This window comes from Dermabacter sp. HMSC08H10 (assembly GCF_001807585.1).
Taxonomy (GTDB): domain Bacteria; phylum Actinomycetota; class Actinomycetes; order Actinomycetales; family Dermabacteraceae; genus Dermabacter; species Dermabacter hominis.
Window position 1 is genome coordinate 1 of sequence record NZ_KV789419.1, and the last position, 15,141, is coordinate 15,141.

Genomic DNA, 15,141 nt, shown 5'->3' on the forward strand with positions numbered 1-15,141 from the left:
TGTCCGGGACACACGTCCCGTTATCTGACCGTTACACAAAACCACAACGTCCTGACGGTGTCACGCCAATCCACCAAAAGGTTCCGTTATGTTCCCGTAATGTTCACCCAAGTGGCCTATCTCAGGGATTGTGTGCACAATGGCTCTCGCATATTGACCGCTGACGCGCTCAGCAGGGGGTTTGGACTGCGTGTACACCTATGATGACCAGCTTCTCGACGCCGTTAAGGTGCGCCGGAAACGGCTTGCCCAGGCGCTTTTGCACCGGTCGGAGAGGCTGCGTCGGACGTGGACGGACGGCCTCGGCACGATGCTCGCCAGTATTTTCTTCGCCGTCCTCGCGTGTGCTGTATGCGTAGCCGTGTCATTCGTTATGCATCTCCTCGCGACCGACACGACCTTTAAACGACAGCCCATGCAGGGCACGTCGATTACCACTCCCGCCACACCTCCCACTACGCCGGCTTCCACGCCGAACACTGCTGATGAGGACAAGCAATGACCCAAAGCCCTTACGTTCGCCTCACTATTCGCGGAAGTGAGCGCGCTGCGGACGTGATCGTCCCCGGCTCGCTCACGCCCGCCGATGTGATCCCCGAGTTCATTGAGCTCGTAGGCGAAACCACGAAAGTTTCAAGCCTCGGCCTTTTCACGGTCCTCGGCGCGCGACTTGAACACACGGTTCCCGTTGGTGAGCAAGAGCTTCTTGACGGCCAGGTTGTGCAGGTTCTGCCGCTTGCCGACGCTCCCTTGGAGCCGGTCGTTCACGACGTCGTCGATCGCCTCACGTCCATCGACGTCCGGGGTTTATGGAACGACACCAGCCGCCCGTGGGTGCTCGGCATTCTTTCCACTGTCCTTCTTCTTCTTTCCCTGTGGTTCATCCCCGGTGCGTTTTCCCGCCCGTGGTGGCCCGTCGCGGGAATGTATGCGCTCACCATCGTCACCGCGGCTCTGAAGGTCCACACCCTCGCGTGGCCGCTGTATGCGGGCTCGCTCCTGCTCACCTTCCTCGGAGGGATCAACTTCGAGTTTGGGGGTAAGGAGAGCGCGATCTGGTGGCTCAGCGCGTTCGCGGCCAACCTTGCAGTGTTTGGGGTTCTCCGCCGACGCTTCCTTGCGCTCGGCACTGCCCTCGCCACCCTTGCCGCCGGCATCGGTATCTTCATCCTGTCTACAACGCTCGGTGCAACGGCGGAGCAGGCTGGTGCGATCGTTGCTGTGATCGCCCTCGCGGCGCTGGGCCTGGTGCCGCGCTTCGCAATGCAGGGGGCAGGTCTCTACAAGGTCCAGGATGCCCTCGCCGAGGATGAGGACGTGAAAGTCAAGCGCGTCGATGTCGCCATTTCAGAGGCGTATGAGGCTCTCTCCATGTCGGTCGTCGTTCTCGCGGTGACCTTGGCTATCTCCCTCGGTCTTGCGTCGGCCCTCGTCGTGGAGAACATCTTCGCGGCAATCACCGTGGCAGCCGTCGCCATTGCCATGGTGTTCCGCACTCGTCACTTCCCGTTCGCGCTCCACCGGGCCGTTCTGTGGGGCGCCGCAATCGTGACTGGTGTGTGTTGCGCTCAGGCGATTGTCGCGTCGAAACCCGACCTTTCAGTTTGGCTCGGCGTGGGCGTCATCGTTGTGGCGATCGCTGTGTACACGGTCCCGCGTTTCGCCTTCCGTAGCTCCGTGAACTCAGCCCTTGGACGTCGCATCTCCGGCGTAATTGAACGCATTTGCACGCTCGTGACCGTGCCTGCGCTCGTCGGTATTTTCGGTGTGTATAGCGAATTGTTGAGGACTTTCCAGTGAACCAAAAAGACCGCGCACTCAAGATCAGTAGACGCAAGGGCGAAGGCGGGGCGCGTCGTGCGCTGCGCCGAGTGACCGGATGGATCGGCAACGACGAGACCCCGACTCGCATCGCACAGGCACGACGCGATGAGCAACTGCCCATCACGACCGGGCGCCGCATCGCTTTTCTCGGTGCCCACGGCGGCGCAGGCGCGACCTCGCTCCTCGTCGCGAGCGCGGGCTACCTCGCGCAGGCGCGCGGCGGTTCGGTGACCGTCGCCGGACTGCGCTCGACGAGCGACCTTGCGTGGTTCCTCGGTGAGAACTACCACCAGCGAGGCCTTCGTCTTCAGCAGACCCCTCTCCTGCAGGCGCGTGAATCGATCGGCGAGATCTCGCGATCGCAGCAGGTGCTTCTCGTCGACTGCGACTCACACGTGAATGACGACGAGCTTTCGATGCTCATGCCGCACGTGATCGTCATCGTGGGCCGCCGTACCGTGCAGGGCATCGAGAAGGTCGAGAGCATTCGTGAGGCTCTCGGTGACAAGCACGGCGCTACTATTCGTCTGCTTCGCGAGACCCCGGAAAGCGGCCTTGGAAAGCCCCGCGGCGGCATTCAGCTCGGCGACCTCGTGGTCATCCCGCAGGATCAGCATCTCGCGGGCGACTCCCACGTTCGTATCGCCAACATTTCAGAACCCTCCCGCGTCGCAATCGAGGAGCTGGGTGCGCTCATGATGCAGTTGGCGGTCAGTCGGTGAGTACACGAATCGTCCACCGTCCCGCCCGAACCTCGCCCTCGGCCCCGGGGATCACACGCCACGAGATCGAGCTGCCGCCGGCGCTGCCCGAGAACGATGGCACGGCGAACTTCCTCATGCTGATCCCCATGCTCGGTGCCGCGACGAGTATGACCCTCATGATGCTGTTCAGGGGCTCCGCCCTCGCCGCGATCGGTGCCCTCATGATGATCGTGACGGTCATCGCGTTCGTCATCATGTTTATGAGCAACCGTGGTCGCACAATCAGGCGTCGGCAATCCCTCCGCGACCGGTACCTGACCTACCTCGACCGTCAATCGAGCGAGCTCTTTGAAGCCGAGCAACATCGGGCCGAACTTGCGCGCGCAGCTGAACCCCACCCCGGGGCTCTTCTGTCTCTCGCGCGCTCCACCTCCAGGCTGTGGGAGCGCCGCCGCGACGACCAGGACTTCATGCGCTTGCGGCTCGGTACGGGCTTCGCGCCGGCGGTCGAGTTCGATCGTGTCGGCGAAGATAACGCGATGAGCCTGGACGATGAGTTTATGTCGAGCGAGCTGGATCGCGTCGAAGCTCGTTTTTCGACGATGCCCGATGCGCCCGTGACCATCCCGTTCGACTCCGTGGGCAACGTGAGTATCGTGGGCGATCAGCCGTTTTGCCGTCGCATCGCCGTACTGCTCACGAGTCATGCGGCAGCGCTGTCCTCGCCCGAGGACATCCAAATGGCTCTCACCTACCCCGAGGGCGAAGCGCGCGATTTTTGGTCGTGGATGACGTGGCTTCCGCACATGGCTGACCAGTCTCGCGCGACTCAGCACGGTCCCATTCGCCGCATCGCGAAGGACGAGCGACAGCTCGCGGAGGTGCTGCGCCCCGAGCTTCACCGACGCCTCACGGAGGCCGCGCAGCTTCGACGCAATCTCGGTGGTGGCAACATCTCGAGCACCATGGCGCGCATGTGGATCGTCTCGGACCATCACGGAGAAGACGCGCTCGATCTTCCCATCGGCGACCGCGAGGTGCGCCCGTCGGACGTCGGCCTTACGATGCTGCACCTGCTCGCGAGTCGCGAGCACGAGCCCGACGACATCACGCTTCGCATCAGCCCTTCGTCGGTCAAGTCCGATGAGGCGATCATCGAGCGCTACACGTCGCGAGATCAAGAGCCGGAGCGCCTCACGGTGAAGCTCGACGAATTCACGCACGAAGAGGCGAGGGCGCTCGCGCGCTATCTCTCCGGCGTTCGCCTCGCACCCGACTCGCTTGAACACGACGAAACGCAGCAAGCACTGCGCGCCTCGGACCTTCTTGGCGTCGGCGAACTCACGAACATCAACCTTGAGGAAGCGTGGGCCCCGCGCCCCCGCTCGAGCTTCCTGCGCGTACAGATCGGTACCGACGACCAGGGCGCTCCGGTCATGCTCGACCTCAAGGAGTCGGCACAGTACGGCATGGGGCCTCACGGCCTCGCGATCGGTGCGACCGGTTCCGGTAAGTCTGAGCTCCTGCGCACCTTGGTGCTCGGCCTCGTCACGGGACACTCGCCGGCGGACGTCAACATGGTGCTCATCGACTACAAGGGCGGTGCAGCCTTCGCGCCGTTCGAGAACCTCCCACACGTTGCGGGCGTCATCACGAACCTTGGCGACGACGCGAACCTCGTGGAGAGGGTGTACGCGAGCCTTGAGGGCGAAGTCAAACGCCGCCAGCAACTCCTGAAGGACGCTGGAAGCCTCTCGGATATTACGACGTACCGGCGTCGTCAGGCGGCCGACGGTGGCGAACACATGGAGCCGCTTCCGCATCTGCTCGTGATCATTGACGAGTTCGGCGAGCTTCTGACCGCCCGCCCGGACTTCATCGACCTGTTCCTGTCGATTGGCCGTATCGGTCGTTCGATCGGTGTGCACTTGCTTCTGTCGAGCCAGCGCATCGAGGGCGGCAAGCTTCGCGGCCTCGAAACCTACCTGTCGTACCGCATCGGTCTTCGTACCCTGTCGGCGGCCGAGTCGCGCACCGTGATCGACACGGTTGATGCGTTCTCACTCCCGCCGTTGCCCGGTTACGGCTATCTCAAGGTCGACACGACGACCTACACGAAGTTCCGTTCAGGCTACGTGTCGGGCCTCTTGCCGGCGCAAGAGGATGAGATGGAGGTTGCGGACCTCCCTCACGTCTCCCTTATCGATGAGTTTGCCGTCCTCGATACCGATTCGGAGCCCGATAAGAAAGCTGCCCCGGGCGGCGCCGATGATGAGGACGAAGAGGGCGACACGATTCTCTCGACCGTCGTTGCCCAGCTCGAGAAGCAGCCTCGCGTCACGCGCCCCATCTGGCTCGACCCGATCGACAAGGTCATTACGCTCGACCAGGCTGCCGGCAAACCCATGGCTACGAGGCGCGGTCTGCGTCTGCCGAAGGACAAGCTCCTCTCGGTGCCGATTGGCATGATTGACGATCCGGCGCGTCAGTGGCAGGGCAAACTCAACCTCGATCTTGCTGGCCCAGGCGGTCACGTCTTTATCGTGGGTGCTCCCCGTTCAGGCAAAACGACGGCACTCCACACGATCGCGGCGTCGCTCGCGCTCACGCATCCTTCCGCGGAGGCGATAGTGTACGGAATTGACCTTCTCGGCTCTGGTCTCATGGCAATCGAGAAGCTTCCGAACGTTGCGGGCATCGCGACTCGCCAGCAGCGCGAGGCCGTGCGCCGCACGGTCGAAGAGGTTCAGGCGGCTATGCAGGCGCGCGAGCTTTTGCTCCACCAAAGCCAGCTTCCCGACCTCGAATCGGTACGGCGTGCGGCGGGCCTCGACGTTGATCCGAAGCTCATGAGCGAGATCGTGCTGCTCGTTGACGGGTTCGGCCAGTTCAACGAGGAGTTCAACGACCTCGAGGAGAACATCAAGGACATCGTCCGCCGCGGTGCTGGCCTCGGTGTTCACGTGGTCGCGACCGGTTCGCGCCTCAATGACGCGCGACTGACGATGCAGACCTACTTCGGTAACCGCCTCGAACTGCGCCTCACCGACCCGGGTGAGTCGAGCGTTGCGCGTAAGCTCTCGGCGACGATTGCCGCTGACCGACCTGGTCAGTGCTTGACCTCGAAGAGCCTGTTCGGCCAGATCGCGCTCCCGCGCATCGACTCGAAGGCGGACCGCGAAACGACCGTCGAGGGGCTTTCCAACCTCGTCGAAGCGGTTTCGGCATCGACCACGGACCGCGCGCCCAAGGTGCGCCTGCTTCCGACGGTTGTCACGCCCGATCTGCTCGAGCAGAGCGAATCGAAGAATCTCATCCCGATCGGCCTTTACGAGGGCGACCTCGGCACGGCGCAACTCGACGTGGAAGGCACCGACTGGAACATGGTGCTCCTCGGCTCCAACAAGATGGGCCGCACAAGCATGCTCAAGTACATCGCGCGCGAGATGATGAAGCGGTGGAGCGAGGAGGAGCTGGTCTTTGCCGTATTCGATCCCCGCAGGAACCTCGCGGATGCCATCCCCGAGCCCTATCTCGGCGGGTATGCGGCTTCCGCGACCTTGGCTGAGCAGCTCGTGGCCGCCATTATTCCCGAGCTTAAGAAGCGCGTTCCCGGCTCACCCGAAGCGGCGGAGGCCGAGGGTGAAACGCAGCCGCGCATCGTTCTGCTTATCGATGACTATGACGTGCTCACGGCCGGAAGCATGAGCCCACTTCAAGCTCTTCAGCCGTTCCTCGCGATGGGGCCGGAGATCAACCTCTCCGCGATCATTGCTCGCCGTGTCGCGGGTGCTTCGCGCGGTCTATACGAGCCGGTGTTCAACACGGTGCGTGAGAGTGGTGCGACGGGCTTCATGTTCTCGGGCGACCGTACTGAGGGCCTCCTCCTCGGTGGCGAGCGCGCCCGATCCCTCCCGACGGGCCGGGCTCGCATGTTCCGCATGGGGCAGCCGGGTGAAACTGTTCAGATCGTGTACGAGGGTGGAGATGAGGAAGTGACGCACTCGCGTGGCTTCGGCAGTCCACATGCAAACAACTGAGAGGTGAAGGCATGAACCAGCAGGCCATTGTGCGGCTTCACAGCCCGCGCGAGTGGGAGGCCGAGCGCCTCGCCGATGTCGTGAGCGCCGTGTTTTCGCCCGATCACGAGATGTGGTCGACTGACTGTGATGCGGTCGCGATTACTGACGGCACGTCCAACACCCCGCCCATCTGGTTCGTTGACGATGCGGTCATCGCCGCTCCTTACTATGCGGCCGAGATCGTCGGGCCACGCGCCGAGACGATCGCACTCGCGAAAGCATGTGCGCGTGCATTCTCTGCGAGCGCGAGCGACGTGAGCATCGACGTGGACCTCGTGGACGATGCGGGCTGGGCGAACCGGACCCCGCGGGAGCAGATCAGCCGCGGTGAATACTACGAGGACGACACGCCTCTTGTGCCGCGCGTGATCGACATGCCCGTCGAGGTCATCGAGTACAGCCCGTGGATCTCCGCGCTCATCGCGAGTGCGCAGGCCGAGCCCCATTCGCTCATCATTCGCACGCCGGAACGTACGCGCATCACCCCGTACATGCGCCGCATTTTCGAGACGTTCCAGGTGCTGTGGATACGCGAAACCGCCGATGGGCCCGTCGAGGGGATCACGGGCCTCGGGTACGACTGGACGAGTGACGGCGTTCTCGAGCAGGCGGAAGGGCGCAGCGTTGCGCACTTTACCCCGCAGAGTTTGCGCATTCGGCTCCAGGTGCTTCACCCCCTTGACGACACGGAGGCGGTGGGCGAAGCAAGCGAGCGCCTTCTCGCGGCAACCGTCGGACTCCCGAGCGTGCGGGTGGGGCGAAGTGAAATTTCTCGTGCGCCGTGGGATCGCGAGGCCGTGGTGGGTATGTCAGCGGAGGCATCGCCCGCGATGATCACGTGGTGTCTGAGCGGGCCGGAGATGCGCGGGACGCTTGATCTTGTGCCGTCTAACCAGGGAGTTCTCGAGGATATTTTCCTTGAGCTTCCCGTGGGGGAGTCGAGGCTGAGCAGCGCCGATGCGCGCGCACTCTGGGATCAGTTCAAGGAATACATGCCGCTCGGCTTCGTGATTGCCGAAGGCATGGAGGCTACGACTCGGCTCGTGCACGAGTCGGCAGAGCACGCGTTGAAGGACGACCTGGAACCGTGGGAGGGCGGCTTCGGCTACCTCGGCTACCTCGGTGGTAACCCGGCTGGGGAGAATGCGGGGGAGGAGTCCGACGCTTCCGTGGCCTCCGGTGAGGCTGCGCCCGAGTAATCCAGGACCGGCACCCGGAAGGGGCCGGAGATGTAGAGAAGCGCCCGTCGGACCCCCTCCGCCGGGCGCTTCTCGTACCGCGGAAATCCCCTCACCGCGGCACCGCCCCACCCGCGCGATGGTGTCAGCGGCGGGTGGCGATGTGAACGCCGCTTGGCGGCGCGGGCCTGAGCCCTCGTTTGTGAAAATGAGGAATGCGGTTCAGTCACGGGGAGACCCGCGACACGAACAACATCACGAATATATAACAGCCGCTGGTCAAGCGCTATTCAGAGACGTCGTTTTGGGAAATTAGGGCATGTGCACTCCGCCACTTTGTTGCTAGCTACCGTGTTTTGGTTGCGCAGAGCCGGGACTATGAGGCTCGCGCCGCGGCGTGCTGGCCACCAGGGACGGCACACAGGTAGGGCAGCGCTGGAGTTGGGTTCCTCGGGTCGCCTTCGGCGTGCGGTTGAGGGCGGGTCCGACGGTTGCCGGTTTAAATGTCTCACCCCCGGGATACCGTTGTGAGCGTAACGGGAAACGGTCGAGAGGGGCCCTCGTGAAGATTCGATTTGGCTGGCTTGCCGATGGCGCCGCGTGGGCGTCGCGCGGTGGCGCGGAGCGTGCGTGGGACATGGTCGCGGGGCCGCGCGAGCTCGTGGGGGTGCTGCTCACGCGCCTGGGGCTGCGCCATCCGGAAACGTCGCACGCGGTGAGGGTCGCGCGCACGCACCGCCTTCTCGGCGAGGTGGATCACTCGTGGTATCGGCGCTCGCGAGAGCTGGATCCGTGGAACACGGCGCGCGTGCTGCTTCGGCTACGCGATGAGGCACTCGAGTTGGGTTGGCGTGCGCCGGAGCCTCGCCGGGTTGATGGAGTACGCCAGCCTCGGCTTCAGGCGCTCGCGGCACTCGAACAGGCCATTGTCGTGGGCGTCGAAGGAGTTGCCGGTGCGAATCTGCCACCGGGGTTTGCCGATGATCTCGCGAGTGTTCACGCCGAGCTCGAAGAGCTTGCGGTTTCGAGCGAGGTGTGGCCACTGGGGATCGAGGCCATCGAGTGCGCCGAGGATCCTCGCAGTCTCCCCGGCCGCTGGCCGGCGATTTTTACGCTCCTCTCGCGCTGCGGTGTCGAGGTGACGGTTCGCGAGGAAGATGCACGCGTGCCCAGTTCACTGTCGATCGTGCGTGCGCCCCAGGAACTTTCGGCCGGAGAAGTCGCCGCGCAGATTCTCGAAGACGCATGCGCGGGCGAGGGCACGGTGACCGTGCTTGCAAGCAGGGGAACACTCCCGCTTGACCTGTCGTTGACGCGGCGCGGCCTTCCGCCCGTGGCGCATGCGCCGTCGGAGTTGCCACGGCTTGCCGCACAGATCGTGCCGCTCTTTCTCGAGGCGAGTAGCGCGCCCGTGAACGTACAGGCGCTCGTGGAATTCCTCAGTGTCGAGGTTCCGTGCGAGAAGAGGCGGGAATCTGCGGGGGAGGGGCAAGCGTCGGCCCCCGTGCTGCCGTGGAAGGTGACCCGCGCGCTCCTTCGCGCCCTCGGAGAGGAAGCGGGGATCGACGCGAGCGATCCGCATTCGGCGTTCTCACGGGCGCTCGAGGAGATAGCTGCGGATCCCGAAGCCGGCACGCACAATGTCGCGATCGTGCGTGAGCTGTGCGCGTTCACCGCCGAAACGCCAGGGGACCGCGTGGCGGTCGGTGCTCTCGGCAGGCGCCTTGAGTTTCTCGAGGCACGAGTGGAATCGATGCCGAGAGCGGCCGGGCCCGCGAAGAGCGTTATTCGCCAGCACCTCGCGACCCTTCGCGATCTCGTGGATCTCGTGGGCGGGCCCTCGCTCAGTGAGCGTGAGCTGCGCGACCTCGTCTCGGCATCCGCGCCTTCGGCGCGATCGGTGCTTGCACGTCCATCCGTCGCCCCGTGGGAAACGGCGATCAGCGAGGCGTACGTGGATGGAGGAACGGTCGTGTGGTGGGGCGCCGCCGGAGTCCAAGGAAGGCGCGGTGCCACGTGGGACCGCTCGGAAGTCGACCTGCTCGAAGAGGGCGGGGCGCGCGTCATTGAACCGGAGGCACTCGAGGCGCTCGAGATGGGCACGAAACTGCGTGCTTTGAGTCGTGCCTCAACGATCATCGCCGTCGTTGCCGATGTCGTGGATGGCGAGCGTGCGAGCCTCAACCCTGCACTCGCGCCACTCGCAGGAGCATGGCTTGACGCCCACCCCGAGATCAAGGCTCTGGACGCGAAGCAATCGGATCCCACGCAGCACCGGGCGCTCACTATCGATGCGCGTCAATGGGCTGCGCGACGGCTCGAAGCGGGCTTGGTCGAAACAGTGCCCGAGCTTCGATTCATGCCGCCGTCAACCCTCGCGCGCGACGTGACGCCCGGGATGCACCTCATGCCAGAACGCCTGTCGTTTACGCAGCTCGAAAAACTTCACCGCGATGCCCTTGAATGGGTGCTTCGCTATCTGTTCGGCATCAAACCGGGCAGCGCCGCGAGCGTCCCGAGCGGCAACCGCGCGATAGGCACGCTCGTGCACGCCGTTATCGAAACTCTCGTCAATGACAAGCGCGTGCCGCCAAGCTACGAGGTCCCTGAAAGCACCGTCGAGGAACTCGCGGCGCGGCTCATCCCCCGGTACGCGAGTCACCTCGACCTCCCCGGCAACGAGGCTCTGCGCGCGTACGTCCTACGGAGGGCGAAAACAAGCATCGGCATGCTGTTTCGCACGCTCCGCAGCGCGGGCATCAGCGTGCTTCAGATCGAGCATGCACTCGAAGGCGTGCCCCTCGCCTTCACGGTGGAAGCCACCGGCGCAGCCCAACAGTTCACCGCGCCCCTCTTCGGTTCGATCGACTTCACGGGAATCGACGAGAACGGGAGCCCCGTTCTCCTCGACTTCAAATGGACGAAAAGCACGTCGCGATACGCGAACTACGTCGCCACGCACGAAGCGCTCCAGCTTGCGACCTACGCGTGGGCGTACGGCGCACAGAGAGGTGAGATGCGCGAGCCGCGCTCCGGATATTTCATGCTGCGCCACGCGGAGTTCGTGACCCTCGACCGTGGCCTCGGTGGGCGTGGGGAAAGCGGTGAAACTTCCGACGGAAGCCTCGCCCTTTTCGAGCGGCTTCGCGCCACGATCGAGGATGAACTGAGCGCGATCGCCCAGGGTCGCGTGACGAGTGCGCTGGGGGACATCGCCCTCGCGAACGGTCTTTCGCCTCTCGACACCGCCCACAAAAAAGCCGCGGCGGAACTTGCCGAGGAACGCGCGCAAGCGGGGCGCGTATTCGTCGATGCTAACGCCGCCTACAGCGACTATTGCCTGCTCACGGGACTCACGGGAGACTACTCATGACCTTCACCGTCATCACCGCGTCGGCGGGATCCGGCAAAACTTACACCCTCACCACGCGACTGGCTGATGCGCTCGCAGGCGGCGTGCGCACGAGCGAAATCATCGCGACGACCTTCACGGTGAAGGCCGCGGCCGAGCTCCGCGAGCGTCTCCAAGTACGTCTTCTCGAGCTCGGGCACGTGGAGCAGGCGAACGAGATCGGCTCGGCACTCATTGGCACGGTCAACTCGATCGCGGGGAGCATCGTTCAGGACTACGCGATCGACATGGGGCTTAGCCCCGAGCTGCGAGTGCTGAGCGAAGAGGAAAGCGAACTCATTTTCACGGCGTCGATCAACCACACCATCGCCGAGATCGAGGAGCGCGAGCACAAGCTTCTTGCTCGACTCGGATACGAAGGAGCGCCAGACCAAGGCGCGAACTCGTTTGAGCGCGATGAATCGTGGGCGAGCGCCGTTACGAGCATGACGAGGCTCGCTCGCACAAACGGCATCACACCCGCCGCCCTCGAGCACAGCGCCGAGGAATCGATCACCGCTTTCCGCTCGATGATCGATGAGGCAGGCTACGAGAGTGGACCCGATCAGCGCGGAGCCTGGCTGCGCACCTTCGAACGTTGCCTCGCAGAACTCACGGCGGATCGCGACGCGGCGCGTGCGGCCGAAGCCCAGGGTGAGGAACTTACGCATTGGCCGAGCGACGGCGAGCCCGCGAAACGGGTCTCGTCGACACTCGGAAACATCGAGGGATCGATCGTCACGCTCGAGTCGCTCTACCGTCGCATGAGCCGCGGTATCGAGAACGTGCCGTGGACGCAGTGGATGGCACTCGCCGACGTGACGAAAGTGCGCCCGGCCCACGGAGGCAAAAAGCCCGGTGCGCGACCTCAGGCAGTCTTCGCACCGCTTGCCGACCTCATCCTTGGCGCGAGCGACGGCGTGGGGGTTCTCGGCAACGAAGCGTTCCTCGCGGATGTCGAGAAATTGATTCGCCTCGCGTTCTCGACTGCGGCGCACGCGCTCGAAGCGTATACCGAGCACAAGGCAGCACTGGGGGTCATGGATTTCGCCGATCAAGAGACCCTCGCGCTCGATCTCGTCACGAACAACGAGCGCGTGCGCTCCTCGCTCAAGAGCCGCTTCCGATTCCTCGCCGTTGACGAATTTCAGGACACGTCTCCGATTCAGCTCGAGCTTTTCATGCGCCTTGGCGACCTTGTTGAGGATGTCGTGTGGGTGGGTGATCAAAAGCAGTCGATCTACGGCTTTCGCGACGCAGCCCCCGAGCTCATGTCGGGCGTCGTCGATGCCGTGCGTGAGGGCCGCGGAGGGTTCGCTGGCGGAAACGTCGAGGCGCTTACCGATTCCTATCGAAGCTCTGAGCCGCCGCTCGCCCTCACAAACGCCCTGTTCACGGCAATCTTTCGAGACATGAAGCCATCGACTGTCGCGCTTGACGTGCCCGGTGCCCGCGAGAACACGCGGCACGAGGGCCGCGTGGAGCTGTGGAAGGGCCCCGAGAACCTGCCACGCGCGAAGGACGCAGCATTGCGAAGCTCGATCGCGATGGGCATCCACGCGCTCCTTACCTCGGGCGCCACAATCGCCGGAGAGCCCCTGACGCCCGGTGACATTGCCGTGCTCGCGAGAGGCGGGGGAGCGCTTGCCACCGTGACGGACGCGCTTGAAACACTCGGCATACCCACGACTGGCGCGAAGCGTGATCTATGGACCGGGCGCGAAGCGCACATGATGCGTGCCGGCCTCGCGTCCCTCCTCGACCCGAACGACACGCTCGCACTCGCCGAGCTGGTGAGCCTCGTGCCGGAGCACGCGTCGCACGAAAGCTGGTTCCACGAGCTTGGCGCACTCCCCAATCGTGCCGAGCGTGCGCGGCGCATGCACACCTGGCGTGAAGATCCCGCACTTGCGGGTCTCGAAGCTTTGCGTGCGCGCGCCGCTCAACTCAGTCCGAGCGAAGTCGTCCTTGCCCTCATCGATGCGCTCGAGCTTCCCCGGCGCGTCAAGCAGTGGAGTGCGAGCGAGGAGCGACTCGCAGTTCTCGATGCCCTTCACTCACTTGCCCGCGAATACGAGGAGGAGTGCACGGGCAGGGGCCGCGCCATGGGCCTTGCCGGCCTCGGGGCCTTTCTGGCGGAGCACGGCAAGGAGCACAGGCTTGCGCACGACCCGAACGCCGTCACCGTCAGCACCATCCACGGTGCAAAGGGCCTGCAGTGGCCCGTGGTCGTCACGATCGTTCCCGAGAAAGCGAAAAATGTTCGAGACGCGGTCACGGTGCGGCCGAGGCCAGCGTCGGAATTCGATCCCGAACACCCCCTTACCGGTCGAGCGCTGCGCTTTAACCCGATCATCAACGACTCTTTCGTGCCCATGGCAAAGGCGCTCGCACACGATAGCGATGTGACGCGCGCGCGTCTCGCCAACCGCGCGGAGGAGGCCCGCATCCACTACGTTGCGCTCACGCGAGCGAAATATCAGCTCGTTCTCGCAGGTCACAAAGACCTTACCGAGACGCTGTACGCGCAGTTTTCGCCCGAGGTTCTCGAGGCGGAAATCGCAGAAGCAGCCTCGTGGACGCCCGAGCGGGACGAATCCACGAAGGCCGTGAAGGAACGCAAGGAGGCTCGGGGTCAGAAGGCCACGTATTCGCTCAAGCTCGCGGAGAATTCCGACGGCTCCGCGGCCCTCACCGTGACCGGGGCGCGCGTCCCGGCCGGTCTGCCGGGCCAGAGCGAGCCTCACTGCGCCGCTGATACAGACGACGACGCCCAGGCGAACGGGTGTGAGTGCGGTCCTCGCGTCTCAACGATCCCCGTGACGGTTCTCCACCACGAGACTCCAGGCGACGCCGATGACCCCGATTCGCCTCTCGAGCCGTACCGCCGGGAGCGAAGCCCACTCGCGGCGGAACCCACGGCGGCTCCCACGGGGGCGCCGTCCAGTTTCATCGAGCACGAGGGCGGCCTTCCCGCGCGTTTTGCCGCGAGCGCCGTTGATTCCACTGGCATCGACGCGCGAGTCACGATTCACGTGAAGCTCGGCGCCCCTCTCGTCGGGGAGGGCGGCACGCATCGAGAACTCGTAGGCGAAGCCGTCCACGCCTACCTTGCGACCCCGTACTCGCAGCTACCGCGCGAGCGCCAGCTCACCCTCGCCCGGAGGATCACCGAGCGATGGCTCGGCACAAATCCTCTGCTCAAAGCGAAGGTCACGCCCGAGGTCATCGTCGAGGCCGGCGAGCGATGGCACGCCTGGATCACGCGCGAGTTCCCGGGGCACACCGTCGGCACCGAAGTTCCGGTGGCGTGGTGGAATGCCGACGGTCAAGCCATGGAAGGCTGGATCGACTCGCTCCTGACCCTCGAGAACGGTCACAGTATCGTCGTGGATCACAAAACGAATTCGCGGACCGAACCAGCCGACGTCCTCGATTTCATTCGCCGCGAGTACGTGGGCCAGCTCGCGACCTACCTGAACGCCCTCGAGGAGCGCACGGGGCGTCGCCCCGATTACGCCCTTGTGCATCTCCCACTCAGCGGGTACGTCGTGAAAGTGGAGGTCAAGCCCTAGTTTCGTGCGGGGAGCAGCCCGAGCGCTTCGGCAATCGGAACGGCGCTCGCCGCAGCCCACGCCTGCGGGCGACACGATGCGGGATAGGGCATCGGCTGCTGCACGGTAGCCGTCGGATCCCCCGCGAACAGTTCGGGCAGGCGCCAGTCGAAGCCCTTCGCCGCCTGCACGAGCGCCCGGGCGATCTGCCGGGCTTCGTTCGTGAATCCCGCGCGCATGGCTTGGCGCATGATGAACGCCGTGTTATGGCTCCACACGCTGCCGCCGTGGTAGCGGGTCCGGAAGTACGCGCTGTTGTCGCTCGAGAGGGTGCGGATGCCAAAGCCCGTGAACATCGTCGAGTCCATGAGCCGGTCGATGACGAGGCGCTCTTCGCGCTCATCGAGG

The 15,141-nt window shown here is 64.5% G+C and carries 7 protein-coding genes and 1 pseudogene; 7 read left to right on the forward strand and 1 reads right to left on the reverse strand.

Features of this window, described 5'->3' with window-relative positions:
• The first annotated feature begins 190 nt into the window (after positions 1-190).
• The 7 genes from HMPREF3176_RS02100 to HMPREF3176_RS02130 all read left to right on the forward strand — a co-directional run bounded on the left by HMPREF3176_RS02100 (position 191) and on the right by HMPREF3176_RS02130 (position 14,754).
• A complete protein-coding gene (locus HMPREF3176_RS02100) occupies positions 191-502 on the forward strand; it encodes a hypothetical protein (RefSeq protein ID WP_034371485.1) in 312 nt (103 codons plus the stop codon).
• Entirely contained in the window at positions 499-1,800 is a 1,302-nt protein-coding gene (locus HMPREF3176_RS02105) for a ubiquitin family protein (protein ID WP_070457816.1), read from the forward strand. Before HMPREF3176_RS02100 ends, HMPREF3176_RS02105 begins: the two co-directional genes overlap by 4 nt.
• Positions 1,797-2,546 (forward strand): hypothetical protein, encoded by a 750-nt coding sequence (locus tag HMPREF3176_RS02110; RefSeq protein WP_070457818.1) that lies wholly within the window; start codon positions 1,797-1,799, stop codon positions 2,544-2,546. Before HMPREF3176_RS02105 ends, HMPREF3176_RS02110 begins: the two co-directional genes overlap by 4 nt.
• Positions 2,543-6,568, forward strand: a complete 4,026-nt coding sequence (gene eccCa / locus HMPREF3176_RS02115; RefSeq protein ID WP_070457820.1) for a type VII secretion protein EccCa — start codon at positions 2,543-2,545, stop codon at positions 6,566-6,568. Before HMPREF3176_RS02110 ends, eccCa begins: the two co-directional genes overlap by 4 nt.
• An 11-nt stretch (positions 6,569-6,579) precedes the next feature.
• Positions 6,580-7,809 (forward strand): DUF6177 family protein, encoded by a 1,230-nt coding sequence (locus HMPREF3176_RS02120; RefSeq protein ID WP_070457822.1) that lies wholly within the window; start codon positions 6,580-6,582, stop codon positions 7,807-7,809.
• 541 nt (positions 7,810-8,350) lie between these two features.
• Positions 8,351-11,161: a PD-(D/E)XK nuclease family protein gene (locus HMPREF3176_RS02125; RefSeq protein WP_070457824.1), complete on the forward strand. Its 2,811-nt coding sequence runs from the start codon at positions 8,351-8,353 to the stop codon at positions 11,159-11,161.
• Positions 11,158-14,754 carry a UvrD-helicase domain-containing protein gene (locus tag HMPREF3176_RS02130; protein WP_070457827.1) on the forward strand — a complete coding sequence of 1,199 codons (3,597 nt, stop codon included), beginning with the start codon at positions 11,158-11,160 and terminating at the stop codon, positions 14,752-14,754. The genes HMPREF3176_RS02125 and HMPREF3176_RS02130 overlap by 4 nt, the downstream gene beginning before the upstream one ends.
• Here the strand turns inward: HMPREF3176_RS02130 and HMPREF3176_RS02135 are convergent.
• Positions 14,751-15,125, reverse strand: a pseudogene (locus tag HMPREF3176_RS02135) (amylo-alpha-1,6-glucosidase); the annotation flags it as partial. The gene HMPREF3176_RS02130 and the pseudogene HMPREF3176_RS02135 overlap by 4 nt on opposite strands.
• Between the last annotated feature and the right edge of the window lie 16 nt (positions 15,126-15,141).